The sequence below is a fragment of the Streptomyces sp. NPDC006624 genome (assembly GCF_040611555.1).
Taxonomy (GTDB): Bacteria; Actinomycetota; Actinomycetes; order Streptomycetales; family Streptomycetaceae; genus Streptomyces.
In genome coordinates this window covers 44,079-68,894 of the sequence record NZ_JBEXOM010000001.1, presented here as the reverse complement: position 1 = coordinate 68,894, position 24,816 = coordinate 44,079, and the positions used below count along the sequence as shown (strand labels likewise).

Annotated in this window: 25 protein-coding genes; 18 read left to right on the top strand and 7 right to left on the bottom strand. The window is 72.2% G+C overall.

Features of this window, described 5'->3' with window-relative positions; genetic code table 11:
• Positions 1 to 16: 16 nt before the first annotated feature.
• Together ABZY20_RS00320 and ABZY20_RS00315 are read left to right on the top strand one after the other, a co-directional pair.
• Positions 17 to 487 (top strand): GNAT family N-acetyltransferase, encoded by a 471-nt coding sequence (locus ABZY20_RS00320; RefSeq protein ID WP_356434381.1) that lies wholly within the window; start codon positions 17 to 19, stop codon positions 485 to 487.
• Between the two features lie 18 nt (positions 488 to 505).
• The gene (locus tag ABZY20_RS00315) at positions 506 to 1,324 is read left to right on the top strand and encodes a serine hydrolase domain-containing protein (protein WP_356434379.1); all 819 of its coding nucleotides are present in this window, start codon (positions 506 to 508) and stop codon (positions 1,322 to 1,324) included.
• Here ABZY20_RS00315 and ABZY20_RS00310 read toward each other — a convergent pair whose 3' ends face one another.
• Positions 1,325 to 1,975, bottom strand: coding sequence for a pirin family protein (locus ABZY20_RS00310; protein ID WP_356435965.1), 651 nt, complete (start codon positions 1,973 to 1,975; stop codon positions 1,325 to 1,327).
• Positions 1,976 to 2,037: 62 nt separating this feature from the next.
• On the opposite strand from ABZY20_RS00310, the gene fasR reads away from it, so the two are divergent.
• The 5 genes from fasR (at position 2,038) to fabF (ending at position 6,970) form a co-directional block, all read left to right on the top strand.
• Complete coding sequence (gene fasR / locus ABZY20_RS00305) at positions 2,038 to 3,243, top strand: fatty acid biosynthesis transcriptional regulator FasR (RefSeq protein ID WP_356434376.1); 1,206 nt, start codon at positions 2,038 to 2,040, stop codon at positions 3,241 to 3,243.
• A gap of 89 nt (positions 3,244 to 3,332) precedes the next feature.
• A complete protein-coding gene (locus ABZY20_RS00300) occupies positions 3,333 to 4,265 on the top strand; it encodes an ACP S-malonyltransferase (RefSeq protein ID WP_356434373.1) in 933 nt (310 codons plus the stop codon).
• A gap of 16 nt (positions 4,266 to 4,281) precedes the next feature.
• Entirely contained in the window at positions 4,282 to 5,283 is a 1,002-nt protein-coding gene (locus tag ABZY20_RS00295; protein WP_356434371.1) for a ketoacyl-ACP synthase III, read from the top strand.
• Positions 5,284 to 5,363: 80 nt separating this feature from the next.
• On the top strand, positions 5,364 to 5,612 hold the full coding sequence (locus ABZY20_RS00290; RefSeq protein WP_003989952.1) for an acyl carrier protein: 249 nt from the start codon (positions 5,364 to 5,366) through the stop codon (positions 5,610 to 5,612).
• An 86-nt stretch (positions 5,613 to 5,698) separates the two neighbouring features.
• Complete coding sequence (gene fabF / locus ABZY20_RS00285) at positions 5,699 to 6,970, top strand: beta-ketoacyl-ACP synthase II (protein WP_356434367.1); 1,272 nt, start codon at positions 5,699 to 5,701, stop codon at positions 6,968 to 6,970.
• Between the two features lie 84 nt (positions 6,971 to 7,054).
• Here the strand turns inward: fabF and ABZY20_RS00280 are convergent, their stop codons facing one another.
• The gene (locus ABZY20_RS00280; protein ID WP_356434364.1) at positions 7,055 to 7,549 is read right to left on the bottom strand and encodes a DUF3145 domain-containing protein; all 495 of its coding nucleotides are present in this window, start codon (positions 7,547 to 7,549) and stop codon (positions 7,055 to 7,057) included.
• A 261-nt stretch (positions 7,550 to 7,810) separates the two neighbouring features.
• Between ABZY20_RS00280 and ABZY20_RS00275 the strand changes: the two genes are divergently transcribed.
• Together ABZY20_RS00275 and ABZY20_RS00270 are read left to right on the top strand one after the other, a co-directional pair.
• The gene (locus ABZY20_RS00275) at positions 7,811 to 8,704 is read left to right on the top strand and encodes an SGNH/GDSL hydrolase family protein (RefSeq protein ID WP_356434361.1); all 894 of its coding nucleotides are present in this window, start codon (positions 7,811 to 7,813) and stop codon (positions 8,702 to 8,704) included.
• 10 nt (positions 8,705 to 8,714) lie between these two features.
• The gene (locus tag ABZY20_RS00270; RefSeq protein ID WP_356434359.1) at positions 8,715 to 9,686 is read left to right on the top strand and encodes an aldose epimerase family protein; all 972 of its coding nucleotides are present in this window, start codon (positions 8,715 to 8,717) and stop codon (positions 9,684 to 9,686) included.
• 115 nt (positions 9,687 to 9,801) lie between these two features.
• Here ABZY20_RS00270 and ABZY20_RS00265 read toward each other — a convergent pair whose 3' ends face one another.
• Positions 9,802 to 12,282, bottom strand: coding sequence for a glycoside hydrolase family 3 C-terminal domain-containing protein (locus tag ABZY20_RS00265; RefSeq protein ID WP_356434356.1), 2,481 nt, complete (start codon positions 12,280 to 12,282; stop codon positions 9,802 to 9,804).
• 64 nt (positions 12,283 to 12,346) lie between these two features.
• On the opposite strand from ABZY20_RS00265, the gene ABZY20_RS00260 reads away from it, so the two are divergent.
• The 3 genes from ABZY20_RS00260 (at position 12,347) to ABZY20_RS00250 (ending at position 14,513) form a co-directional block, all read left to right on the top strand.
• Positions 12,347 to 12,928 carry a TetR/AcrR family transcriptional regulator gene (locus ABZY20_RS00260; RefSeq protein WP_356434353.1) on the top strand — a complete coding sequence of 194 codons (582 nt, stop codon included), beginning with the start codon at positions 12,347 to 12,349 and terminating at the stop codon, positions 12,926 to 12,928.
• Between the two features lie 44 nt (positions 12,929 to 12,972).
• Entirely contained in the window at positions 12,973 to 13,098 is a 126-nt protein-coding gene (locus ABZY20_RS00255; protein WP_356434350.1) for a hypothetical protein, read from the top strand.
• Between the two features lie 146 nt (positions 13,099 to 13,244).
• Positions 13,245 to 14,513 carry a pyroglutamyl peptidase gene (locus ABZY20_RS00250; protein WP_356434348.1) on the top strand — a complete coding sequence of 423 codons (1,269 nt, stop codon included), beginning with the start codon at positions 13,245 to 13,247 and terminating at the stop codon, positions 14,511 to 14,513.
• Here the strand turns inward: ABZY20_RS00250 and ABZY20_RS00245 are convergent.
• A complete protein-coding gene (locus ABZY20_RS00245) occupies positions 14,464 to 15,294 on the bottom strand; it encodes an EI24 domain-containing protein (protein ID WP_356434345.1) in 831 nt (276 codons plus the stop codon). The two genes, ABZY20_RS00250 and ABZY20_RS00245, sit on opposite strands and share 50 nt — an antisense overlap.
• Before the next feature lie 293 nt (positions 15,295 to 15,587).
• Between ABZY20_RS00245 and ABZY20_RS00240 the strand changes: the two genes are divergently transcribed.
• Positions 15,588 to 16,733: a serine hydrolase domain-containing protein gene (locus tag ABZY20_RS00240; RefSeq protein WP_356434343.1), complete on the top strand. Its 1,146-nt coding sequence runs from the start codon at positions 15,588 to 15,590 to the stop codon at positions 16,731 to 16,733.
• Between the two features lie 59 nt (positions 16,734 to 16,792).
• On the opposite strand, the gene ABZY20_RS00235 is transcribed toward ABZY20_RS00240, so the two are convergent.
• Positions 16,793 to 17,212, bottom strand: a complete 420-nt coding sequence (locus ABZY20_RS00235; protein WP_356434341.1) for an organic hydroperoxide resistance protein — start codon at positions 17,210 to 17,212, stop codon at positions 16,793 to 16,795.
• Between the two features lie 91 nt (positions 17,213 to 17,303).
• Positions 17,304 to 18,320 carry an NADP-dependent oxidoreductase gene (locus ABZY20_RS00230; protein ID WP_356434339.1) on the bottom strand — a complete coding sequence of 339 codons (1,017 nt, stop codon included), beginning with the start codon at positions 18,318 to 18,320 and terminating at the stop codon, positions 17,304 to 17,306.
• A 102-nt stretch (positions 18,321 to 18,422) separates the two neighbouring features.
• Here ABZY20_RS00230 and ABZY20_RS00225 point away from each other — a divergent pair, with 102 nt between their 5' ends.
• Positions 18,423 to 18,872 carry a MarR family transcriptional regulator gene (locus ABZY20_RS00225; RefSeq protein WP_356434337.1) on the top strand — a complete coding sequence of 150 codons (450 nt, stop codon included), beginning with the start codon at positions 18,423 to 18,425 and terminating at the stop codon, positions 18,870 to 18,872.
• Between the two features lie 283 nt (positions 18,873 to 19,155).
• On the opposite strand, the gene ABZY20_RS00220 is transcribed toward ABZY20_RS00225, so the two are convergent.
• On the bottom strand, positions 19,156 to 20,007 hold the full coding sequence (locus tag ABZY20_RS00220) for a hypothetical protein (protein ID WP_356434334.1): 852 nt from the start codon (positions 20,005 to 20,007) through the stop codon (positions 19,156 to 19,158).
• A gap of 254 nt (positions 20,008 to 20,261) precedes the next feature.
• Between ABZY20_RS00220 and ABZY20_RS00215 the strand changes: the two genes are divergently transcribed.
• From ABZY20_RS00215 to chvE, 4 genes are all read left to right on the top strand, one after another.
• The gene (locus ABZY20_RS00215; RefSeq protein WP_356434331.1) at positions 20,262 to 21,425 is read left to right on the top strand and encodes a mandelate racemase/muconate lactonizing enzyme family protein; all 1,164 of its coding nucleotides are present in this window, start codon (positions 20,262 to 20,264) and stop codon (positions 21,423 to 21,425) included.
• Positions 21,426 to 21,486: 61 nt separating this feature from the next.
• Entirely contained in the window at positions 21,487 to 22,491 is a 1,005-nt protein-coding gene (locus tag ABZY20_RS00210) for an alcohol dehydrogenase catalytic domain-containing protein (RefSeq protein WP_356434328.1), read from the top strand.
• A 112-nt stretch (positions 22,492 to 22,603) separates the two neighbouring features.
• Positions 22,604 to 23,572: a hypothetical protein gene (locus ABZY20_RS00205; RefSeq protein ID WP_356434326.1), complete on the top strand. Its 969-nt coding sequence runs from the start codon at positions 22,604 to 22,606 to the stop codon at positions 23,570 to 23,572.
• A gap of 87 nt (positions 23,573 to 23,659) precedes the next feature.
• Positions 23,660 to 24,772 (top strand): multiple monosaccharide ABC transporter substrate-binding protein, encoded by a 1,113-nt coding sequence (chvE, locus tag ABZY20_RS00200; protein ID WP_356434323.1) that lies wholly within the window; start codon positions 23,660 to 23,662, stop codon positions 24,770 to 24,772.
• The last annotated feature ends 44 nt before the right edge of the window (positions 24,773 to 24,816 follow it).

The following is a 24,816-nucleotide window of genomic DNA, read 5'->3' as shown; positions in this document are numbered from 1 at the left end:
GTTAACGTACGGGGCCATGAGTCATGTACGCCGTGCCCTGCCCGAGGACGCCGAGGAAGTCCTGCGCCTGCGGCAGGTCATGATCGACGCCCTGTTCGCCACCGATCGCTCCGCCGCCTGGCACGGGGAGTCCTTACCCACCCTGCGGGCCAGACTGGGCGAGGGGGACGGGGACTTCGCGGCGTTCGTCGTGGACCATCCGGAGCGGCCGGGAGCGCTGGCCTCCCTGGCGGCCGGGACGATCGACTACCGCATCGGCGGGGCGGGTGACCCGCGGGGCCTGGTGGGCTTCGTCTTCAGCGTGGCCACCGACCCGGGGACGCGGCGCCTCGGCCACGCGCGCGCGTGCACGACGACGCTGCTGGAGTGGTTCCGCGAGCGGGGCGCCCGGCGTGTGCAGCTCACCGCCTCACCGGAGGCGGAGCCGCTGTACGCCTCCCTCGGTTTCCGTCCCAAGCCCAACCCCTTGCTGGAGCTGGCGCTGTGAGCGCATAGGCTCGAACGCATGTCGCTGAAGAGCCTCGCGCTGATCGAGAACTGGCCGGTTCCCACCGCCGCGGCGGGTGCCGTACGAGCGGACGGCACCGTCCTCGGCACCCACGGCCCGGCCGGACGGCGGTTCCCGCTCGCGTCGGTGACCAAGCCGCTGGCCGCCTACGCGGTACTGGTCGCGTACGAGGAGGGCGCGATCGAGCTCGACGAGCCCGCCGGTCCGGCCGGGTCCACGGTCCGGCACCTGCTCGCGCACACCTCCGGCCTCGCCTTCGACGAGCACAAGGTCACGGCCCCGCCCGGGGAGCGGCGCCTGTACTCCAACGCCGGCTTCGAGCAACTGGGCGACCACGTCGCGAAGGCCACCGACATCCCGTTCGCCGAGTACCTGCGGCAGGCCGTGCTGGAGCCGCTGGGCATGACCTCGACGACCCTGGAGGGCTCCCCGGCGAAGGACGCGGTGTCGACGGTGGAGGACCTGCTGCGGTTCGCCGCCGAGGTGCAGGCCCCGCGGCTGCTGGACCCCCGTACGGTCGCCGGGGCGATGAGCGTGCAGTACCCGGGCAGCAAGGGCGTGCTGCCGGGGTACGGGCACCAGAACCCCAACGACTGGGGGCTCGGCTTCGAGATCCGCGACGGCAAGTCCCCGCACTGGACGGGCGCTTCGTCCTCACCCCGCACCTTCGGGCATTTCGGGCAGTCCGGTACGTTCCTGTGGATCGACCCGGACGCGGGCGCGGCCTGCGTGGCGCTGACGGACCGGGCGTTCGGCCCCTGGGCGATCGAGGCGTGGCCGGCGTTCACGGACGCCGTCCTGGCGGAGCTGCGCTGACTAGCCCATCTCCCAGATGAGCAGCTCGGCCCCGGTCACGCCCTCCGCCCGCAGGCCCCTGGCGCCGGTGATCCGGGCCGCGTCACCGGCGGCCAGCCGCTGTCCGTCGAGCAGTACCTCACCGCGTACGACGTGCACATAGGCGTACGCCGCGTCCGGCACCGCCGTCCGCTCCCCCGCGCCCAGCCGCCGTACGTGCAGCATCGCGCCGGCCTCCGGGACGGCGTAGGGCGTGGAGTCGGCGATGCCGCGCACGACCTCGTGGAACGGCTCGCCGCCGGGGCGCAGCGGGGCCAGCCACATCTGCAGGAACGTCAAGGGCTCCGGGCCGTCGTTGCGCTCCACGTGGCGCACCCCGCTCCCGGAGCTGAGCCGCTGCACGTCGCCGTGGCGCACCACCGACTCGTGCCCGGCGGAGTCCCGATGGGTCAGCTCGCCCTCCACCACCCAGGTCACGATCTCGGTGTGGCTGTGCGGATGCTCCTCGAATCCGGCGCCCGGGGCCAGGGTCTCCTCGTTGCAGGCGAGCACCGCGCCGAAGCGGAGGTTGTCCGGGTCGTAGTGGGACCCGAAGGAGAACGCGTGCCGGGTCTCGATTCCGGCCGCCTCGTCGCCGCCCCGATAGCGCTGATCAGCGCGCCGAATGTCCATCACGGGGTCCACCGTAGACCCGGCGGCGCACCCTCCCGTCCGGATAAGGCAGTCTTGTCCCCGTGCCCGAACCCGAAACCAGCAAGAACGCAGCCACCGCACACGACGTCCGCGCCCATGCCGCCACGCTGAAGCGGCTGGAGAAGTCGTCCGGCTCCCTCGCCGCGCAGGCCATCGCGCGGATGGACGAGACGCTGCCCTGGTACCGGGCCATGCCACCGGAGAACCGTTCCTGGATCGGTCTGGTCGCGCAGGCGGGCATCGCCGCGTTCACCGAGTGGTTCCGGCGCCCGGACGCCCCGCAGGCCATCTCGACGGACGTGTTCGGGACCGCGCCGCGCGAGCTGACCCGGGCGATCACGCTGCGCCAGACCGTGGAGATGGTGCGCACCACCATCGAGGTCATGGAGAGCGCGATCGACGAGGTCGCGGCCCCGGGCGACGAGGGACTGCTGCGCGAGGCGCTGCTCGTCTACGCCCGCGAGATCGCCTTCGCCACCGCCCAGGTGTACGCGCAGGCCGCCGAGGCCCGCGGTGCCTGGGACGCCCGTCTGGAGTCGCTGGTCGTGAACGCCGTGCTGAGCGGCGAGGCCGACGAGGGAGCCGTGTCGCGGGCCGCCGCCCTCGGGTGGAACTCCCCCGAGCACGTGTGCGTGGTGCTCGGCACGGCGCCCGACGGGGACAGCGAGCTGACCGTGGAGGCGATCCGGCGGGCGGCACGGCACGCCAAGCTCCAGGTGCTCACCGGGGTGCTCGGCGACCGGCTGGTCGTGATCGCGGGCGGCAGCGACAACCCGCTGGCCGTCGCGAAGTCGCTGATCGGCCCGTACGCGGCCGGGCCGGTCGTGGCGGGCCCGGTCGTGCCCGACCTGCTGGCCGCGACCCGGTCCGCGCAGGCCGCCGCGGCGGGCCTGAAGGCGTGCACGGCCTGGCAGGACGCCCCGCGCCCGGTCCTGGCCGACGACCTGCTCCCGGAACGCGCGATCGCCGGTGACCCCTCGGCCCGTGAGCAACTGGTGGAGGAGATCTACAGACCGCTGGAAGAGGCCGGGGCCGCGCTCCTGGAGACCCTCAGCGTCTACCTCGAACAGGCGAGCAGTCTGGAGGGCGCCGCCCGGATGCTGTTCGTCCACCCCAACACCGTCCGCTACCGGCTTCGACGTGTGACTGACGTCACCGGTTGGTCACCCTCCGATGTACGCTCTGCCTTCACGCTGCGGATCGCGCTGATCCTGGGGCGTCTGGTCGATGGAGATCTGCAGCCCTAAGGTTTTGTCGAAGCTCGACAAAACCCCCTCGTGTTCTTCGTCCCTGTCCCCACGGGCGGCCGTGCCCGTCCCCAAGAGAGAGTGTGAGAGTGCTCGTACTCGTCGCTCCCGGCCAGGGCGCCCAGACGCCCGGCTTCCTGACTGAATGGCTCGACTTCCCCGGTGTTCGCGGTGCCCTCGAGGCCTGGTCCGACGCCGTGGAGCTCGACCTGATCCGTTACGGCACCGAGGCAGACGCGGAGGAGATCCGCGACACCGCGGTGGCGCAGCCGCTGCTGGTCGCGGCCGGCATGGCGTCCGCGTCCCTGCTGTTCGCCGACCCGGCGGACCTTCCGCGCAAGGTCGGCGCGATCGCCGGTCACAGCGTCGGCGAGTTCACCGCCGCGTCGCTGGCCGGGGTGCTCCCGCACGAGGAGGCCCTCCGTCTGGTCCGCACCCGCGGGCGTGCCATGGCCGAGGCCGCGGCCGTCACCGAGACGGGTATGGCCGCGCTGCTGGGCGGCGACCCGGAAGTGACCATTCCGCACCTGACGAAGCTGGGCCTGACCCCGGCGAACATCAACGGCGCGGGCCAGATCGTCGCGGCCGGCACCAAGGAGCAGCTCGCCGCGCTGGAGGCCGACAAGCCCGAGGGCGTGCGCAAGGTCGTCGCGCTGAAGGTCGCCGGCGCCTTCCACACCCACCACATGGCCCCGGCGGTCGACACGCTGGCCAAGGCCGCCGAGGCCCTGACGCCCGGCGACCCGGCCCTGCCCTACGTCTCCAACGCGGACGGGCAGGTCGTCGCCACCGGCGCCGAGGTGCTCGACCGCCTGGTCGGCCAGGTCGCCAACCCGGTCCGCTGGGAGCTGTGCATGGAGACCTTCAAGCAACTGGGTGTCACGGCCCTGATCGAGGTGTGCCCCGGCGGCACCCTCACCGGCCTCGCCAAGCGGGCCCTGCCCGGTGTGAAGACGCTGGCCCTGAAGTCCCCCGCCGACCTCGACGCGGCGCGCGAGCTCATCGCCGAGCACGGTGTCTGAGAAGGAGCCCGAGAGCATGGCGAAGATCAAGCCCAGCAAGGGCGCCCCGTACGCACGGATCCTCGGCGTGGGCGGCTACCGCCCGACCCGGGTCGTGCCCAACGAGGTGATCCTGGAGACGATCGACTCGTCCGACGAGTGGATCCGCTCGCGCTCCGGCATCGAGACGCGGCACTGGGCCTCCGACGAGGAGACGGTCGCCGCGATGTCGATCGAGGCGTCCGGCAAGGCCATCGCGGACGCGGGCATCTCCGCCGAGCAGATCGGCGGCGTGATCGTCTCGACGGTCTCGCACTTCAAGCAGACGCCGGCCGTGGCCACCGAGATCGCCGACAAGCTGGGCACCGCCAAGGCCGCCGCCTTCGACATCTCGGCGGGCTGCGCGGGCTTCGGCTACGGCCTGACCCTCGCCAAGGGCATGATCGTCGAGGGTTCGGCGGAGTACGTCCTGGTGATCGGCGTCGAGCGGCTGAGCGACCTGACCGACCTGGAGGACCGCGCGACGGCCTTCCTGTTCGGCGACGGCGCCGGCGCGGTCGTGGTCGGCCCGTCCCAGGAGCCCGCGATCGGCCCGACCGTGTGGGGCTCCGAGGGCGACAAGTCCGACACCATCAAGCAGACCGTGGCGTGGACGGACTACCGCGACGGGACGGTCGAGAAGTTCCCCGCGATCACCCAGGAAGGCCAGGCGGTGTTCCGCTGGGCCGTGTTCGAGATGGCGAAGGTCGCCCAGCAGGCGCTGGACGCGGCCGGGATCAGCGTGGACGACCTGGACGTCTTCATCCCGCACCAGGCCAACGTGCGGATCATCGACTCGATGGTGAAGACGCTGAAACTGCCGGAGCACGTCACGGTCGCCCGTGACATCCGCACCACCGGCAACACCTCGGCCGCCTCGATCCCGCTCGCGATGGAGCGGCTCCTGGCGACCGGCGAGGCGAAGAGCGGCGACACCGCGCTCGTCATCGGCTTCGGGGCGGGTCTCGTGTACGCCGCGACTGTCGTTACCCTCCCCTAGGCACTCCGTGCCGGATCATGCGGTCCGGGACGGGAGCAACACCTGCCACACCCTCTGGATATCTACGAAGGAGCGCCAACATGGCCGCCACTCAGGAAGAGATCGTCGCCGGTCTCGCCGAGATCGTGAACGAGATCGCCGGCATCCCGGTTGAGGACGTCCAGCTGGACAAGTCCTTCACCGACGACCTGGACGTCGACTCGCTGTCCATGGTCGAGGTCGTCGTCGCCGCCGAGGAGCGCTTCGACGTCAAGATCCCCGACGAGGACGTCAAGAACCTCAAGACCGTCGGCGACGCGACCGACTACATCCTCAAGCACCAGGGCTGATCGACCGATCACGTCCTTGGGCTGACTGCCCCGCCACCCGGCGGTGGCGCCGCTTAATCCTCGTATCCGTTGGAGAAAGAATTCCCGTGAGCTCGACCAATCGCACCGTGGTCGTCACCGGTATCGGCGCAACCACACCGCTGGGTGGCGACGCAGCCTCTACCTGGGAGGGCCTGATCGCCGGCAAGTCCGGCGTCAAGCCCCTGGAGCAGGAGTGGGCCGCCGAACAGGCGGTCCGCATCGCGGCCCCGGTCGCCGTGGAGCCGACCGAGGTCATCCCGCGGCCGCAGGCCCGCCGACTGGACCGTTCGGCGCAGTTCGCGCTGGTGGCGGCCCAGGAGGCCTGGAAGGACGCCGGCTTCGAAGCGAAGGCCGGCGAGGACCCGAACGTCGACCCGGACCGGCTGGGCGCGGTCATCGCCTCCGGTATCGGCGGTGTCACGACGCTCCTCGACCAGTACGACGTGCTGAAGGAGAAGGGCGTCCGCCGCGTCTCCCCGCACACCGTGCCCATGCTCATGCCGAACAGCCCGTCGGCCAACGTCGGTCTGGCCGTCGGGGCCCGCGCGGGCGTCCACACGCCGGTCTCCGCCTGCGCCTCGGGCGCCGAGGCCATCGGCTACGCCATCGAGATGATCCGCACCGGCCGCGCCGACGTCGTCGTCGCCGGCGGCACCGAGGCGGCGATCCACCCGCTGCCCATCGCCGCGTTCGGCAACATGATGGCGATGTCCAAGAACAACGACGACCCGCAGGGCGCGTCGCGTCCCTACGACGTCGCCCGCGACGGCTTCGTCCTCGGTGAGGGCGCCGGTGTCGTCGTCCTGGAGTCCGCCGAGCACGCCGCCAAGCGCGGGGCCCGGGTGTACGCCGAGGCGGTCGGACAGGGCATCTCCGCCGACAGCCACGACATCGTGCAGCCGGAGCCGGAGGGGCGCGGCATCTCGCACGCCCTGCAGAACCTGCTGGAGCGCACCGACCTGGACCCGGCGGAGATCGTGCACGTCAACGCGCACGCCACGTCGACGCCGGCCGGTGACATCGCCGAACTGAAGGCGCTGCGGAAGGTGTTCGGCGACGACACCGACCACTTCGCGGTGTCCGCGACGAAGTCGATGACCGGGCACCTGCTCGGTGGTGCCGGTGGTGTGGAGACCGTCGCGACGGTGCTCGCGCTGTACCACCGCCTGGCGCCGCCGACGATCAACGTGGAGAACCTGGACCCGGAGGCCGAGGCGAACGCCGACGTGGTCCGGGGCGAGGCGCGCAAGCTGCCCGTCGACGGCCGTATCGCCGCGCTGAACGACTCGTTCGGCTTCGGCGGGCACAACGTGGTGCTGGCGTTCCGGACGGTGTGACCCTGCCTTACGGCGAGTGGCCCGGACTTTTCGTGAGTCCGGGCCACTCGCCGTTTCGGCGTCGCCGTTCTGGTTTCGGTTCCCCTAGACCACCTGGTGCAGCCAGCGCACCGGGGCGCCCTCGCCCGCGTGGCGGAAGGGCTCCAGCTCGTCGTCCCAGGGCTTGCCCAGGAGCTTGTTGAGTTCGGCCTCCAGGTCGGTCTCGCCGCGCTGGCTGCGCTGCAGCGCCGCGCGCAGCCGGTCCTCGGGGATGAGGATGTCGCCGTGGATGCCGGTGACGGCGTGGAAGATGCCCAGGTCCGGGGTGCAGCTGTAGCGCTCGCCCTCGGCGGTGGGGCAGGGTTCCGCGGTGACCTCGAAGCGCAGCAGGTGCCAGCCGCGCAGCGCGGAGGCGAGCTGGGAGGCCGCGCCGGGCTTGCCCTGCCAGGAGAACTCCGAGCGCCAGGTGCCCGGGGCGGCGGGCTGGCGGATCCAGTCCAGGCTGACGCGCGTGCCGAGCACCCCGGCGACGGCCCACTCGACGTGCGGGCACAGCGCGCGCGGCGCGGAGTGCACGTACAGAACTCCACGAGTCGTCACCGGAACCTCCGGGCAGAGCGGACCATCTTGGAACGGGCGGAACGGCGGTGACCGGGCGGGTCACGCTGATGGCGAGGCTACCGTGCGGTGGCGCAAGGAGTGTGACGTACGGTCGGTCCCGGTGTCGGGAAAGGTCCGCCATTCACCCAGGGGGACGCTTGTGCGGGTGTGAGCCGTTGCACCTGATCGGCCGGGAACCCTCATGCGGTGTCATGGGTTGGGCAATACAGGCACGGCACGCGGCGAGGGGACGGAGCAGGGATGCGGAAGCGGGGCCATCGCTCACGGGGCGTACTCGCCGTGGCCGCGGCGGCCGTGCTGGGTGTGGCCGGGTGCGATGCCGTCGGGGGCGATGCCGCCGCCCCGCCGGAGTCGGCCAAGCCGTCCCCGAAGCCCACGCCGCTGTGGGACCGCAGCCCGCATTCGGTCGCGGCCGTCGGCGATTCCATCACACGCGGCTTCGACGCCTGTGACGTGCTGTCGGACTGCCCGCAGGCGTCCTGGGCGACCGGCTCCAGCCCGGAGGTCGACTCGCTCGCGGTGCGGCTGCTGGGCCGGGCGAAGGCGGCCGAGCGGAGCTGGAACCACGCCGTGACCGGGGCCCGGATGGCCGACCTGCCCGGCCAGATCGCCCAGGCCGTACGGCGCAAGCCGCAGTTGGTGACGGTGATGATCGGGGCGAACGACGCCTGCCGTGCGACACCGTCGGCGATGACGCCGGTCTCGGAGTTCCGCGCGGACTTCCAGGACGCCCTGCGTTCCCTGCGCAAGGCGCTGCCCGAGACCCAGGTGTTCGTGGCGAGCGTGCCGGACCTGAAGCGGCTGTGGTCGCAGGGCCGGAACAACTCCCTCAGCAAGCAGGTCTGGCAGCTGGGCATCTGCCCGTCGATGCTGGGCGACGCGGACGCCCTGGACTCCAAGGCCACCCTGCGGCGGGACACCGTGCGGCAGCGGGTGGAGGACTACAACAAGGTCCTGCGGGAGGTCTGCTCCGCGGACGAGCGGTGCCGTCACGACGGAGGCGCGGTGTACGACTACCGCTTCGGCGTCGCCCAGTTGAGCCGCTGGGACTACTTCCACCCGAGCGTGGACGGGCAGGCCCGGCTGGCGGAGATCGCGTACCGCGCCGTCACCGCGGAGAAGCCCCTGACCTAGAGTTCCGCACATGAACGAACTCTTCGGCACACTTTCCGACGGCACGCCGGTGCACCGCTGGACCCTGGAGCGCGCGGGCGTCCGGGTGCGGGTCCTGACGTACGGCGGCATCGTGCAGTCCGTGGAGGTGCCGGACCGGTGGGGGCGGACGGCGGACGTGGTGCTGGGCTTCCCGGATCTGGACGGGTACGTCACCCACCCCGGGCCGTATCTCGGTGCCCTCATCGGGCGCTACGCCAACCGGATCTCCCAGGGCCGCTTCCCGCTGGACGGGCGGACGTACGCGCTGGAGCCGAACAACGGGCCGAACTCGCTGCACGGCGGGGCGTGCGGCTTCGACCGCCGGGTGTGGGACGCGGAGCCGGTGGAGCACGGGGTGCGGCTGTCACGGGTCAGCCCGGACGGGGAGGAGGGCTTCCCCGGGCGGCTGGCGGTCTCGGCGACGTACACGCTGCTGGAGTGCGGGGCGCTGCGGATCGCGTACGAGGCGGTGACGGGCGCGCCGACCGTGGTGAACCTGACCAACCACAGCTACTTCAACCTGGCCGGTTCCGGTGACGCGGGCGGCCATGAGCTGCGGCTGGCGGCCTCCCGGTACACGCCGGCCGACGCGGACCTGATCCCGTCCGGCCGCCTCGACGATGTCAGCGGAACCCGCTTCGACTTCCGGCGGGCGCGCAAGGTCGGTGCCGGTTACGACCACAACTTCGCGCTCGACAAGGGCGTGACGCACGCGCCGGTGGAGGTCGCCGAGCTGCACGAGCCGGCGTCGGGGCGGGTGCTGACGGTGGCGACGACCGAGCCGGGCCTGCAGCTGTACACCGCCGACCACCTGGGCGAGCCGTTCGCGCCGGGAGCGGGCGTCGCGCTGGAGACCCAGCACTTCCCGGACTCGCCGAACCGGCCGGAGTTCCCGACGACGGTGCTGCGGCCGGGTGAGGTGTTCCGCTCGGAGACGGTGTACGGGTTCGCCGCCCGCTGAAGGCCCGTGCAAGGCCGTTGAACAGCCCTTGGCAGGCCCGTGAGGACCCCCCGCCGAGCCCCGGCCCGGGGTCAGGTCCCGGGCCGGGGCTGCTCGGTGGGGAACGCGTCCCGGATCAGACGGTAATCGTCGCGGTGATCCTGCGGTCCGCGATCGAGCGTCCGGCCTGGATCTCGTACGAACCCTTCACATACGACCACGAGCCGGTCTCCTCGTCCCAGATCTCGAAGGCCCGGCGCGGCAGTGCGACGACCGCCTCGGCCGTCTCGCCGGGCGCGGCGCCGACGCTCGCGAAGCCGGCCAGCCAGCGGGCCGGGCGGGTGGGGTCCGCCTCCCGGGGGGCCAGGTAGAGCTGGACGACCTCGCGGCCGGGGCGGTCGCCGCTGTTGCGCAGGCGGACCGTCACGGTGGTGCCGGCCGGCGTCCCGTCCACCTCGACCGACTCGTAGGTCCAGTCGGTGTAGCCGAGGCCGTGCCCGAAGGGGTAGGCGGGCGTGCGGCCGTGCTTCTCCCAGGCGCGGTAGCCGATGAACACGCCTTCCTCGTAGACGAGTTCGCCGTTCTCCGGGACGACCCGGGTGACCGGGGCGTCGGCCAGGGAGCCCCAGGTGGTGGGCAGGCGGCCGCCGGGCTCCTCGGCGCCGGTGAGGACGTCCGCGAGGGCCGCGCCACCCTCCTGGCCGGGGAACCAGGACAGCAGCACGGCGGCCACGTCGTCGCGCCAGGGCAGCTCCACCGGGGAGCCGGCGTTGACGACCACCACGGTGTTCGGGTTGGCGGCGGCGACGGCCCGGACCAGGTCGTCCTGGCGGCCGGGCAGGCGCAGGTCGCGGCGGTCGAAGCCCTCGGACTCGACGCGTTCGGTGGTGGCGACCACGACCACGGCCGTCGCGGCTTCGCGGGCGGCCTCGGCGGCCTCGGCGATCAGCTCGTCGGGGTCGCGCTGCGGGTCCTGGTGGGCGAGGGTGAAGAAGACGCCGCTCATGGGGTGGTCGTCGGGCGGCGGGACGGTGTACGTGAGCGAGACGTCGACCGGTTCGCCCGCGGCGAGTTCGACCCGGGCGTGCGGGACCGGGGAGCCGGAGAAGGCCGCGAAGGGGTCGTCGTCCTCCGCGGGGAGCTGGACGCCGTCGAAGTGGGTGGTGCCCGCGACGGTCAGCCTGAAGGGGCCGAGGCCCTTGAAGCCGAAGGTGTGCGTGCCGGTCTCGTGGGGGGTGAAGGTGCCGGTCAGTTCGACGCTGTGCAGGGCGCCGCGGGTGACGCCGTCGGGGAGGTCGGCGCCCGTCCACTGGATGTGGCCGCCGGGGGCGGAGCGGGTGCCGAGGACGGTGCCGTCGGCGGCGCGGCAGACGACGCGCAGCTCGAAGCCCTGCTCGGCGACCGGGAGTTCGGTGTTCGGGTCGGCGCCGAGCGCGAAGGTGAGGCTGCCGTCGGGCAGGGCGGCGGTGAGGCCGTCGAGCGGGGAGACGGTCCGGGCCGGGAAGACCGTGGCGGAGCCGCCGCCGAGCACGCGGGCGTCGCGGGCGGCGGCGCCGATCAGGGCGACGCGGCCCGGCTTCAGCGGCAGCGCGCCGTTCTCGTTGCGGACCAGGACGAAGGAGCGGCGGGCGATCTCCCGGGCGAGCGCCGCGCCGTCGACGGTCGGGGGCGGGTCGGTGACGACGGGTTCGGCGCCCTGGAGGATGCCGACCCGGGCGGCGAGGCGCAGCACCCGGCGGGCGGCCTCGTCGACCAGCGCCTCGTCGGCCTCGCCGTCGCGTACGGCCCGGGCGAGGGCCTCGTCGTAGACGGTCCGCGGGCCGGGCATGGCGATGTCGAGGCCGCCGGTGAGGGCGCCGAGGGTGGAGCGGGCGGCGGTCCAGTCGGAGACGTTGACGCCGTCGAAGCCCCATGTGCCGCGCAGGACTTCGTCGACCAGGTGATGGTGCTCGGTCATGGTGGGGCCGTTGACCGAGTTGTAGGCGGTCATGATGCCCCAGGGGTGGGCGTTCTCGACGATCGCCTCGAAGGGGGCCAGGTAGAGCTCGCGCAGGGCGCGTTCGCCGACGACGTTGTTCACCGTGAGGCGGTCGGTCTCGGCGTCGTTGGCGACGAAGTGCTTGACGGTGGTGCCGACGCCGCCGGACTGCACGCCGCGGACGTACTCGGTGCCGATGCGGCCGGTGAGGTACGGGTCCTCGCTGTAGGCCTCGAAGTGACGGCCGCCCAGCGGCGAGCGGTGCAGGTTGACGGTGGGGGCGAGCAGGAGGTGGACGCCCTTGCGGCGGGCCTCCTGGGCGAGGAGCACGCCGGCCCGGTGGGCCAGGGCGGGGTCCCAGGTGGCGGCGAGGGCGGTCGGGGAGGGCAGGGCGACGGACGGGTCGTCGGCGCTCCAGTGCACCCCGCGGACGCCGATCGGGCCGTCGGACATGACGAGCGAGGCCAGTCCCGCCTCCGGCAGGGCGGGCAGGCTCCACATGTCCTGGCCGGCCAGCAGCCGCGTCTTGGCGTCCAGGTCGAGGGCGCCGAGGGCCGCCTCGACCACCGCCTCGCGCCGTTCCTCCGCTGTCTCCGCCACGTCGGCACCTCCACGTCGAAAGCCGCTGGATGTCACCATCGTGCCCTGATCGCCTGTGACACGGTAGGTTTCGTTACCCGCTCGTGATGATGCGGTGTTCGGCATGTCGTACGGTGACGCCATGACGGCCAGGACCAGGAGCGAGGAGCGGCGCGCGGAGATCGTGCGGGCCGCCCTGGAGGTGATCGCCGAGCGCGGCTACCGGGGAGCGAGCCTCGCGGCCGTCGCCGAGCGGGTGGGACTCACCCAGCAGGGGCTGCTGCACCACTTCCCGTCGAAGGAGGCGCTGCTGGTGGCCGTGCTCCAGGAGCGGGACCGCTGGGACGCGATGCCGGCGGGCCGGCTGCGCCTGGACCTGCTGGCCGCGCTGGTCGAGTACAACGCGATGCGCCCCGCCATCATCCAGACCTTCTCGGCCCTGCTCGGCGAGAGCGTCACGGAGGGGCATCCGGCCCGTGCCTACTTCACCGAGCGCTACACCGGGGTCCGCGCCGGGATGGCCGGGGTGCTGCGCGCCGAGTACGGCGACCGCCTGCCGAGCGGCCTCACCCCCGAGCGGGCGGCCCCCCTGCTGGTGGCGATCCTGGACGGTCTGCAGTACCAGTGGCTGCTGGACCCGGAGTCGGTGGACATGGTGGCGGCGTTCCGGGACTTCCTGACCCTGCTCGGGGAGCGGGGCGACTGAGCCGGCGGGTCGCCGAGCAGGGCTACGGCGCCGCCGGGCTCGGCGTGACGCCGGTGCCGGCGCCGGGCCGCCGGGGCCGTACGCCCCGGCGTTTCCGGCTGCTGCGGGTGCGCGACGAGGGCGGCCCGGCCCGGGCGGTGTACGCGGCGGCCGTGCGGGGCGGTCCCTGACGCCCCGGCCGCGGCCTTCCTCGACGCGACGCGGGCGGCGACGGCGAGGATCCCCGCCTGATCCCCCCATGGCGTGGCCCCCTTCCGTCACGCGATACTTCGGCCGTCCGCACCACGCCCCACCGTGACGGAAGGCCTGAACCTCCGTGAACCTCATACGCGTTCGCCTCGGCGTCCTCGGCCTCGCCCTGCTGACCGGGCTCACCCCCACCCCGGCCGCGAGCGCCGCCGGGACGGCCCCCTCGCCCACCGTCGAGGAACAGCGGCTCGACCGGGCCGTGCCGCGGGAGATCCTGCGCCGCTCCGGATTCGACACCCTGGCCCCGCGGTTGGCACGGGCCCTGGAGGGGGCCCGCTCCTACGGGGAGGCGCGCCGGGCCGTCGCCCGGGAGGGCGGCGCGCTGTGGCGGCGGGCCGTGGACCGGGCACAGGGGCGCGGACCGGCCGGTGGCGACCTCAGCCGGGACGACGACCGGCCGCTGTACTGGGCGCGGCTGGCGATGACGCGCGACGTGCGCACCTGGGAGCCGGAGTTCGCTCTCGCGGACGGGCAGCGGGCCGCTCTGCTGGACGAGTTGGAGCGCACCTCGCGCGGCCAGACCTCGATCCGCTTCCCCGCCCGGCCCCAGCCGAGCGCGGGGACCGCCGACCCGGAGGGCAAGGGCCTGAAGCGGATCCTGCTGACCGGCTTCGACCCGTTCACGCTGGACCGGGACATCCGGATCTCCAACCCGTCCGGTGCCACCGCGCTCGCCCTCGACGGCACGGTCGTCGAGACGGCGGACGGACCGGCCCGGATCGAGACGGCCGTGTTCCCGGTGCGCTGGCGGGACTTCACGGACGGCACGGTGGAGCGGGCGCTGCGGCCGTACCTGACGAGGGTGGACCTGTTCACGACCGTGAGTCAGGGCCGGGTCGGCAGGTTCGACGTCGAGCGGACCAACGGGGCCTGGCGGGGCGGGTTCGGGGACAACGAGAACACGGGCCGGACGGGCACGATCCCCGTCACGGACCCCGCCTCGCAGCCGCAGTGGACGACGACCACCCTGCCCCACCGGGCGATCGCCGCCGCGCAGACCGGGCGCTTCCCGGTGTACGACAACACCGCCGTGACCGAGATCCCGGCGGGCGGCACCGAGCCCGTCGTACGCCCCGACGGGCCCACTCCCGGATCGGCCGCCCGGGCGGGCGGCGGCGGGGACTACCTCTCCAACGAGATCGCCTACCGGGCGACCCTGCTGCGCGACCGGCTGGGGCTGGGCGGCACGCTGCCGGGCGGGCATGTGCACACGCCGGTGCTGCAGTTCGGCGCCGGGAACACCACCGAGGTGACCGACCCGGAGTTCACGCGCAACCGGCTGGACATCATCGCGCAGGTGAAGAGGATCCTGACGGTGGCTGCGGAAGGGTCGTAGCGGCCTGGTCGCCGTGCTTGGCGCCGCCCTCGACGATCTCCTCGCCGCGGAGTTCGCGCGCCATGAGGGTGGCGCCGGCGACCGCGCCCGGCATCAGGAACACCGCGACGAACGGCACCAGGAACGCCACGGCCAGGGGCGTGCCGAAGCCCCAGACCAGCATCCTGCGGGAGCGCAGCAGGGTGAGCCGGTCGCGCAGTTCGACGCTGCGGCGCTGCAGGGCCACGGCGGTCAGTTCCTCGGTGAGGAAGAAGCCGGTGACGAAGAACCCGAGCACCGGGACGGCCGTCTGGCCGACCACCGGGATGAACCCGCAGGCGAACAGCAGCAGACCCCACAGCGCGGCCCGCACCACGATCCGGAGGCTGTCGCGGGCGGAGATCCACAGGTCCCGCCACAGCGGCAGCCCCGACTCGGGGGCGTGCCCGTCCGGGGAGACGTCCCGGTCGACCCTCTCGGAGAGGTTCTCGTAGAAGGGCTGCCCGATCAGCAGGGTCACCGCGGTGAACGTCACGACCGCGAGGAGCAGGCAGAGGGCGAACAGCACGGCGGTCAGGAAGCCGCGGAACAGACCGCTCCAGGGGCTTGACCAGTCGTCGGCGAACGGGGTCGCCCAGGCCACGGCGTCCTCGCCCCACAGCGCCAGCGCGACCAGCGCCGCCCCGTACAGCACGAGGGTGATCAGACCGGGGAGCAGCCCGAAGCCGTAGCTCTTGCCGTGCCGGGCCACCCATCGCTGGCCCTTCAGGAGGTACCGGAAACCCGTCCGTAGATCGCGCATGGGACGACCCTATCCGGGCCGCTGTCGCGCTCTTGACGCGCTCCGGTCACACCGCTGTCACAGCCCGCCCAGGTCAGGCGCGGCCCGCGGCCCGCTGCCGCCGTTGAGTCGAACCGGCCCGGCTCGCCGTACCGATCTCAGGAAGCGGCGGAGGAGGGACGCGTGCGGCCGCTCCGGGCGCACGCGTCCCCCGGCACCGAACCACTCTTCCGGGACCACCCCGAAGGGGAATCCGCGCAGGTGGCGAGGGCATGGTTCACAGTGGCACGCAGCGGTTCGGCAGAGGAGATCGGATGACGCAGGAGATCCACGGCACGGTGGCCGACGGCTTCGAAGGGGTGCGTGAGGAGTTCGCCGCGTTCGTCGCCGGGGAGCGCCCGGACTACGAGGGCCAGCTGTGCGCCTACGTCCACGGCCGCAGGGTCGTCGACCTGTGGGCGGGCACCGAAGCGGACGCCCTGTACGGCGTGTTCTCGTCCACCAAGGGCGCCGCGTACCTGGTCGTGGCCCTCCTGGTGCAGGACGGCACGCTGGAACTGGACCGCAAGGTGACGTACTACTGGCCGGAGTTCGCGGCCGAGGGCAAGGGCACCCTGACCCTGCGCGACCTGCTCGCGCACCGGGCGGGTGTGGTCGGCACGGACTCCGGCTTCACCCTCGCGGAGCTGGCCGACGACCGGCTGCTCGCCGAACGCCTCGCCGACCAGCGGCCGTTCTGGCGGCCGGGCACGGCGTTCGGCTACCACGCGCTGGTCAGCGGTGCCCTGGTCGGCGAGGTCGTACGCCGCGCCACGGGCCGCACGCTGCAGGAGGTCTACCAGGAGCGGATCAGGACGCCCCACGGCCTGGACTTCCACCTGGGCCTGCCCGCGCCGCAGGAGCCGCGTTTCCGCACGACCCGGCCGATGGCCCCGACCCCGAAGCAGCAGGCCCTGCTGGACGCCCTGCCCACGGGGCCGCACACGCTGTCCTCGATCGCCTTCAACCGCAACGCCCCGGAACCGACGGACCTGGCCGCGCTCCCCAACATGCCGCTGGTCCGGGCGAAGGGCCCGGCGTCGGTGGGCGGGGTCGCGTCCGCGCGGGGCCTGGCCGGGATGTACGCGGCGGCGATCAGCGGGACCGGCGACCGGGGGGCGCTGCTGAAGCCGGACACGGTCGCGGAGTTCGGGCAGTTCCACTCGGTGGGCTACGACCTGGTGGCCCGCGCCCACAAGTCGTTCGGCCTGGGCTTCCAGACGACGGCTGACACGTGGCACCCGTTCCTCGGCGCCGGGACCATCGGGCACAGCGGCGCGAGCGGCTCCCAGGCGTTCGCCGACCCGCGCAGCGGCCTCGCCTACGGCTACACGCGCCGCCGTTTCGCCTTCCCGGGCGGCGCGGCCCCGGAGAACGACCGCCTGGCGCGGGCGGTGCACCGGGCGGCACTCGCGCTCTGACCGGGCGGAGGCCGCACCCCGCGTCCGGGCTGCGGCCTCCGCGTGCGCGACGACGGCCGTCAGACCAGCGTCACGGTGATGTTCCCGCGCGTCGCCTTCGAGTACGGGCACACCTCGTGGGCCCTCTCGATCAGCGACCGGGCGGTGGCCGGGTCGGCCCCGGGGATCTCGGCCGAGATCTCGACGATGATCCCGAACCCGTCCCCGTTCTTGCCGAGACCCACCCGCGCGGTCACGGTCGAGCCGGTGAGGTCGGCGCCCTCCTGACGGGCCACGACACCGAGCGCGCCCTGGAAGCAGGCGCTGTACCCGGCGGCGAAGAGCTGCTCGGGGTTGGTGCCGGCACCGCTCCCGCCCATCTCCTTCGGCGGGCTGACGACGACGTCGAGCCTGCCGTCGTCGGTGGCCACCCGGCCGTCGCGCCCGTTCTCTGCGGTGGCCACGGCGGTGTACAGGACGTCGGACTGCTGGATCGGCATGCGGTTGTGTTCCTTCGGTCGCCGCCGCGGCTCGCGCCCGGGCCGGGACGGATTCGGAAAGAAACTACCGCATGCCGGAACGGCAGCACAGTCAGAGCTTGACGATCATCTTCCCGGTGTTGTCGCCGCGCAGCACGCCCAGGAACGCCTCGAGGTTGTTCTCGATGCCCTCGACGACGGTCTCCCGGTACTTCAGCTCGCCGGAGGCGACCCAGGGGGCGACCTCCTGGACGAACTGCGGCTGCAGGTCGTAGTGGTCCCCGACCAGGAAGCCCTCGATCCGGCCGCGGGTCTGGATGAGACGGGCGAGGTTCTTCGGGCCGGGGGCGGGCTCGGTGTTGTTGTAGACGGAGATCATGCCGCAGACGGCGATCCGGCCGCCCTCGTTCAGGGAGCCGATGGCGGCCTCCAGGTGGTCGCCGCCGACGTTGTCGAAGTAGACGTCGATCCCGTCGGGAGCGGCGGCGCGCAGCTGCCGGCCGACCGGCCCGTCCTTGTAGTTGAAGGCGGCGTCGAAGCCGTACTCCTCGACCAGGAGCTTGACCTTCTCGTCCGACCCGGCGGACCCGATGACCCGCGAGGCCCCCTTCAGCCTGGCGATCTGCCCGACCTGACCGCCCACGGCACCGGCGGCACCGGACACGAAGACGGAGTCGCCCTCCTTGAAGGCGGCGGTGCGCAGCAGACCCGCGTAGGCGGTGAGGCCGGTCATGCCCAGGACACCTAGGTACGTCGACAGCGGCGCGGCCGAGGCATCCACCTTGACGGCGTTCTTCCCGGCGACGACGGCGTACTCGCGCCAGCCGAGGAAGTGCAGCACGTGGTCCCCGACGGCCAGCCCCTCCACGTTGGAGGCGACGACCTCGCCGACGGCCCCGCCCTGCATGACCTTGCCCAGCTCGAAGGGGGCGACGTAGGACTTGGCGTCACTCATGCGGCCGCGCATGTACGGGTCCACGGACAGGTAGAGGTTCCGGACGAGGACCTGCCCCTCACCCGGCTGCGGGACCTCCGCCTCGACCAGGGCGAAGTCCTCGGGCTTCGGCCAGCCGACCGGCCGGCTCAGGAGGTGCCACTCGCGGCTGACGGCGGGAAGGGTGTCGGTCATGGTGTGCCAGACCTCCGTGATGTCGGAACGAATATTTCAGTACCTGAAACACCATGCTCCTGGAAATTTCAGGTTGTCAAATAACCGGGTACCCTCGACGGCATGGCCTCCACCACACCGACCTCCCGCCGCCCCGATCCCCTGACCCTCGAGGTCGTCGAACTGATCGGCGAAGTGGTGGCGCGTTTCCACGAGGACTACGAGGAGGCGGCGGCGGAACACGCCCTGACCGGAGCGCAGGCCCGCCTCCTGAGCCTGCTGTGCCTGGAGCCGCTGCCCATGCGGAGGCTGGCCCAGCGGCTGAAGTGCGAGCCGTCCAACGTCACGGGCATCGTGGACCGGCTGGAGGCCCGGGGACTGGTGGAGCGCCAGCCCTCCCCCTCGGACCGCAGGGTGAAGGTGGCGGCGGCCACGGCGGAGGGACGCCGGGTGGCCCGGAGCCTGCGCGAGTCACTGCGCTTCGCGCGCGAACCGCTGGCGGGACTGTCGGAGGCCGAGCGGGTGGCCCTGCGGGACGCGCTCCGGGGGATGCTGGGCCCCGAGCAGCGCTGACGGGCAGCCGCGCACGCGCGGGAGGGGACATGCCGGGGGTGTCCGCCCGCAGCGGCCGGCGCGTCGACGGACAGTCAGCCGGCGCGTCGATGGACAGTCAGCCGGCGCGCGGCCCCATCGCGCCGTTCCGGGGACGGCCCCCGGCGCGGCACTGGCGCTCGCGCAGCCCGCGCCAGTACGGCCCCGACCCGCACCCCGCCGGAAGGTGCCACGCGCGCCCCCGCCGAAGCCGCCGCAGGCCGCCACAGGCACGCCCCACCCCACTCACCAGGCCGAGCGAACGCTAGGTGCACCACCACAGGAAGCGATTGCAGGTCTCCGAAGGCTCGGGTTCCGGCGTGGGGACCGAGGTGGTCGGACCCGCCGTGGGACCGGGATCCGGAGCCGGAGGGGCGGTCGTGGACGCAGCGGGGGGACGGCTCGTGACTCCCCCGCCGGTGGCCGGTTCGGTGCCCTTCGCCGGCTCGTCGCCCTCGGGGGACTCCGACGCCTCGTCCTCGGGGGATCCGGAAGCGGACGGAGACTCAGAAACGGAAGGCGACGGGGACTTGGACGAACGCCGGGCGCGGGCTTGCTCCGCCGAACCTCCGGCGACGCCCTCCGCCTCCGCCGAGGCGTCGCCGTCCACCGACTCGCCTCCGGCCGTGGCCGGCTTCGGAGCCGACCTCGGTGCGTCCATGCCGAGTTCCGCGAGGCTCAACCCGCCCGCCGCCAGGACGAACCCCGCCGCGACGAACAGGGTCCGGCGCCGCCGCCGGCGGTGCGCGGCGGCCTTCCGGTCGCGCCGGCTCGCCCCGCCGGGACCGTCGCCCGCGGAGCGGCGCCCACGACGCCGCGCGGCCCGCCCCGAGGGCGCGTCGTCCTCACCGGCGTCGTCGTGGTCATCAGGCTCGTCGAAGTCATCGCGCTCGTCGTGAGCGCCCTGCTCCCCGTACGTGCCGCGCTCGTCATAGGCGCCGTACTCGCGGGAGTCACCGGACACACCGCATTCACCGGACACACCGGATTCACCGGCCCCGCCGTACTCCGCGCCACCGCCCGGCTCACGCCAGCGCAGCGATTCCGCTGAGGTGCCGCACCCGGGGCAGGCCAGCGCGCCGTTGAGGTGCCGTCGGCACGGGTCGCAGTAGTCCATGACGCGGGAAGGTTAAGTTCCGCTCAGGTCACGTTCCTAGATCCAGCTGTGAAGGTTCTGTAGGGACCCGCCACGACCCCCCTCACCCGAGGTTTCGAAACTGTCGAAACCGTTATGTGCGCGACCCATTGACACCCCCGCCGCCCGATCCTTACTGTCACGCCAGCATTTCGAACGTGTGACGAAATATCGAACACGTCGCACCGAACAAACAACACAGAACCGAGCCGACGAAGCTGCGAGGGACAACCGCCGTGCGCATCACCGGAATCAGCACACACGTGGTCGGGACGCCGTGGCGCAACCTGACATACGTCCAGGTGCACACCGACGAGGGGATCACCGGAGTCGGCGAGACCCGGATGCTGGGACACACCGACGCTCTCCTCGGATACCTCAGGGAGGCCGAGGCCAACCACATTCTCGGCTCGGACCCGTTCGCCGTCGAGGACCTGGTCAAGCGGATGAAGTACGGCGACTACGGCCGTGCGGGCGAGATCGTGATGTCCGGGATCGCCGTGGTGGAGATGGCCTGCTGGGACATCAAGGGCAAGGCCCTGGGCGTCCCCGTCTGGCAGCTGCTGGGCGGCAAGGTCACCGACAAGGTCAAGGCGTACGCCAACGGCTGGTACACCACCGAGCGCACCCCGGAGGCGTACCACAAGGCCGCCCAGGGCGTGATGGAGCGCGGCTACCGGGCGCTCAAGATCGACCCCTTCGGCACCGGCCACTTCGAGCTGGACCACCAGCAGACCCTGTACGCCGTCTCCCTGATCGAGGCGGTCCGGGACGCCATCGGCCCCGAGGCCGAGCTGATGCTGGAGATGCACGGCCGCTTCTCCCCGGCCACGGCGGTCCGCCTGGCCAAGGAGCTGGCGCCGTTCCACCCGGCGTGGCTGGAGGAGCCGGTCCCGCCGGAGAACCTCAAGGCGCTGGAGAAGGTCGCCGCCAAGGTGGACATGCCGGTCGCCACCGGTGAGCGCATCCACGACCGGATCGAGTTCCGGGAGCTGTTCGAGAGCCAGGCCGTCGACATCATCCAGCCGGACGTCGGCCATATCGGTGGAATCTGGGAGACCAGGAAGCTGGCGGCGACGGCGGAGACCCACTACATGCTGGTGGCTCCCCACAACGTGGGCGGCTCGGTGCTGACCGCGGCCTCCCTCCAGGTCGGCTTCACCTCCCCGAACTTCAAGATCCTTGAGCACTTCAACGACTTCGCGGACGCGGAGATCAAGAAGGTCGTCAAGGGCGCCCCGCAGGTGAACCCGGAGGACGGCTGCTTCCACCTCTCCGACGCCCCCGGTCTGGGCGTGGAGCTGGACGTCGACGCCGCCGCCGAGTTCCCCCAGCAGCAGGCCCGTTTCGACCTCTGGGCGGAGGGCTGGGAGCAGCGCAAGCCCAAGGGCACGCAGTGAGCCTCCCGTCCCCGGAAACCCGGAACCGGCCGCCGAAACCTTCGAAACCCGGAGGAGCCACGTGAGCACCGCGGTAGTCATCGACGCGCCGGGCGAGCACCGGCTCGTCCCGCACGAGCCCCGGCAGCCGGGGGCCGGCGAGGCCCTGGTGCGCGTCCACGCCTCCGGCATCTGCGGCAGCGACCGCGAGGTGTACCAGGGCAACCGCCCCGAGGGGTACGTGCGTTACCCGCTCACCCCGGGCCACGAGTGGTCCGGGACGGTCGAGGCCGTGGGGGCCGGTGTCCCCGGGTCCCTCGTCGGCCGCAAGGTCGTCGGTGAGGGCTTCCGCAACTGCCAGGTCTGCGACCGCTGCCACGCGGGCGAGACGACCCTGTGCACGGCGGGCTACGAGGAGACCGGGTTCACCCAGCCCGGCGCCATGGCCTCGACGCTGACGCTGCCGGCGCGCCTGCTGCACGTCCTGCCGGACGGCTGCGACCTCACGGCCGCGGCGCTCCTGGAGCCCGCCGCCTGCATCGCGGCCGCCGCGCTGAAGGCGGACGCGCGGCCGGGCGAGAAGGTCGCCGTGGTCGGCACCGGGACGCTCGGCATGTTCGCCGTGCAGTTCCTGAAGGCCACCTCGCCGGCCGGGCTGCTGGTGGTCGGCACCCGCCGGGACCGTGAGGCGCTGTCGCGGCAGTTCGGCGCGACGGACTTCCGGACGAAGGACCAGGAACTCCCCGACGACGTCGACGTGGTGATCGAGACGGCCGGGTCCGCCGACGCCGCGCGGATCTCCGCCGGCCTGCTGCGGCGGGGCGGCCGGCTGGTCCTGACCGGCATCCCGGCACCGGGTGCCGACGGGCTCGACCCGACGGACCTGGTCGTCAAGCAGCTGGAGGTGCACACCGTCTTCGGGGCCGCGCCGGACGCCTGGGCGCACACGGTGCGGGTGTTCGCCGCCGGGCTGCTCGACCCGCTGCCGCTGGTGACGCACGAGCTGCCGCTCACCGGGTTCCCGCAGGCCATAGAGCTGGTGGGCGCCGGTGATCCGAAGGTGGGCAAGGTGCTGCTCCGCCCCTAGCCGTACGCCGGTACGGGGGCGACCTGACGGCCCCCGTACCGGCGTACACCCAGCCTCACCGTACCCAGAGCCGCGAACCTCGTCCGAAATATCGAACCAGAAGGACATTCCTGTGACCGACGCTTCCGTCACGGCCGCCCGCAGGCCCGGTGAGCAGGCGCTCACCGCGCTGGGCCTGAACGCGCCCGCCCTCGACCCCGCCGACGCCTCGCCGCACTCCTTCCCCGGCGGCGGCCGCTGGCGCACCGAGATCCCCTCGTGCGAGGGGCCCGAGGCGCTGGCCGTGGTGCTCAAGGAGGCCTCGCGGCTGGACGTGCCGATCCACCGGATCAGCCAGGGCAGCGGCGTGTGGATGCTGACCGACGCCGAGATCACCGAGATGGTCGAGGCGACGGCCGAACGCGACATCGAGCTCTGCCTGTTCACCGGGCCGCGCGGCACCTGGGACATCGGCGGGTCCACCCGCACCGACTCGCGGGGGGCCGGACTGCGCGCCCGGGGCCACGACGCGGTCGCCGGCTGCGTCGAAGACGCCGTGCGGGCCACGGAGCTGGGCGTGAAGTGCCTCCTCGTCGCCGACGAGGGCGTGCTGTGGACACTGCACCGGGCGCGCGTGGCCGGCGTCATCCCGGCCGACACCACGCTCAAGGTGAGCGCGCTCATCGGCCCGGTCAACCCGGCGGCGTACGCGGTCTACGAGCGTCTCGGCGCCGACTCGGTCAACGTGCCGAGCGACCTGACGCTCGATCACCTCACCGAGATCCGCCGGGTCTCCGGCGCCCCCATGGACATGTACATCGAGGCCCCCGACGATCTCGGCGGCTACGTCCGGATGTACGAGGTCGCCGAGCTGATCCGGCGCGGCGCACCGCTCTACCTGAAGTTCGGCCTGTCGAAGGCGCCCGGGATCTACCCCTACGGGCACCACATGCGCGAGCTGACCCTGGCCACCGCCAAGGAGCGCGTGCGGCGCGGCCGGCTCGCCCTGGACCTTCTGGCGCGCCACGGCGCGGACGGCGACATGGCGCCGCTCGGGTCCCGGCTGCCGGGCGATCTGCGCCGGTTCGACATTTCGTCATAACGTTCCGGCTACTCGTCTTACAAAAGAAGACACAGCCGACCACAATCCCACACAACTCTTCTGGGCCTCAGATCAAGGATGATCATCATGCGCAACCGCAGAGCCGCACTCGCCGGCATAGCCACGGCCGCCTCCCTCGCCCTCACCCTGTCCGCCTGCGGCCAGAACAGCGAGGGCGGCAGCGAGGAGTCAGGCGGGGACGCCAAGGGAGCCACCATCGGCATCGCGATGCCGACCAAGTCCTCCGAGCGCTGGATCGCCGACGGCAACAACGTCAAGAGGGACCTGGAGTCCAAGGGGTACAAGACCAAGCTGGTCTACGGCGAGGACGACCCGGACCAGCAGGTCTCGCAGGTCGAGAACCTGATCACGCAGGGCGTCAAGGCGCTGATCGTCGCCGCGATCGACAACAAGTCGATGAACAACGTGCTCCAGCAGGCCAAGGACGCCGACATCCCGGTCATCTCCTACGACCGTCTGATCCTCGGCACGGAGAACGTCGACTACTACGCCTCGTTCGACAACGAGAAGGTCGGCGAGCTCCAGGGCTCCTACATCGTCGAGAAGCTCGGCCTGAAGGACGGCTCGAAGAAGGGCCCGTTCAACATCGAGCTGTTCGCCGGCTCCAACGACGACAACAACACCCGCTACTTCTTCCAGGGCGCGATGAACGTCCTGCAGCCCTACATCGACAAGAAGCAGCTCGTCGTCCGCTCCGGCCAGACCAAGCTCAACCAGGTCACCACCCTGCGCTGGGACGGCGGCACCGCCCAGAAGCGCATGGACGACATCCTGACCTCGGCCTACAAGAGCGAGCGCGTCGACGCCGTCCTCTCCCCCTACGACGGCATCTCCATCGGCATCCTGTCGGCGCTGAAGTCCGACGACTACGGCTCCAAGAGCAAGCCGCTGCCGATCGTCACGGGCCAGGACGCCGAGGTCGCCTCGGTGAAGTCGATCATCGCCGACCAGCAGTCCATGACCGTCTACAAGGACACCCGCGAGCTCGCGAAGGTCTCCTCGAACATGGTCGACGCGCTGCTGAAGGACAAGAAGCCCGAGGTCAACGACACCAAGACCTATGACAACGGTGCCAAGGTCGTCCCGGCGTACCTGCTCGACCCGGTGGCGGTGGACAAGGAGAACTACCAGAAGGTCGTCGTCGACTCCGGCTACATCAAGGAGAGCGACCTCAAGTAGTCCCCGCCCCGACCGACGATTCACCACTTGATTGGAAGGCACGA

Coding starts and splice junctions, on each gene's coding strand:
- ABZY20_RS00320 (WP_356434381.1), top strand. CDS start 17: ATGAGTCATGTACGCCGTGCCCTGCCCGAGGACGCCGAGGAAGTCCTG.
- ABZY20_RS00315 (WP_356434379.1), top strand. CDS start 506: ATGTCGCTGAAGAGCCTCGCGCTGATCGAGAACTGGCCGGTTCCCACC.
- ABZY20_RS00310 (WP_356435965.1), bottom strand. CDS start 1,975: ATGGACATTCGGCGCGCTGATCAGCGCTATCGGGGCGGCGACGAGGCG.
- ABZY20_RS00295 (WP_356434371.1), top strand. CDS start 4,282: ATGGCGAAGATCAAGCCCAGCAAGGGCGCCCCGTACGCACGGATCCTC.
- ABZY20_RS00290 (WP_003989952.1), top strand. CDS start 5,364: ATGGCCGCCACTCAGGAAGAGATCGTCGCCGGTCTCGCCGAGATCGTG.
- ABZY20_RS00275 (WP_356434361.1), top strand. CDS start 7,811: ATGCGGAAGCGGGGCCATCGCTCACGGGGCGTACTCGCCGTGGCCGCG.
- ABZY20_RS00270 (WP_356434359.1), top strand. CDS start 8,715: ATGAACGAACTCTTCGGCACACTTTCCGACGGCACGCCGGTGCACCGC.
- ABZY20_RS00265 (WP_356434356.1), bottom strand. CDS start 12,282: ATGGTGACATCCAGCGGCTTTCGACGTGGAGGTGCCGACGTGGCGGAG.
- ABZY20_RS00260 (WP_356434353.1), top strand. CDS start 12,347: ATGTCGTACGGTGACGCCATGACGGCCAGGACCAGGAGCGAGGAGCGG.
- ABZY20_RS00245 (WP_356434345.1), bottom strand. CDS start 15,294: ATGCGCGATCTACGGACGGGTTTCCGGTACCTCCTGAAGGGCCAGCGA.
- ABZY20_RS00240 (WP_356434343.1), top strand. CDS start 15,588: ATGACGCAGGAGATCCACGGCACGGTGGCCGACGGCTTCGAAGGGGTG.
- ABZY20_RS00235 (WP_356434341.1), bottom strand. CDS start 17,212: ATGCCGATCCAGCAGTCCGACGTCCTGTACACCGCCGTGGCCACCGCA.
- ABZY20_RS00230 (WP_356434339.1), bottom strand. CDS start 18,320: ATGACCGACACCCTTCCCGCCGTCAGCCGCGAGTGGCACCTCCTGAGC.
- ABZY20_RS00225 (WP_356434337.1), top strand. CDS start 18,423: ATGGCCTCCACCACACCGACCTCCCGCCGCCCCGATCCCCTGACCCTC.
- ABZY20_RS00220 (WP_356434334.1), bottom strand. CDS start 20,007: ATGGACTACTGCGACCCGTGCCGACGGCACCTCAACGGCGCGCTGGCC.
- chvE (WP_356434323.1), top strand. CDS start 23,660: ATGCGCAACCGCAGAGCCGCACTCGCCGGCATAGCCACGGCCGCCTCC.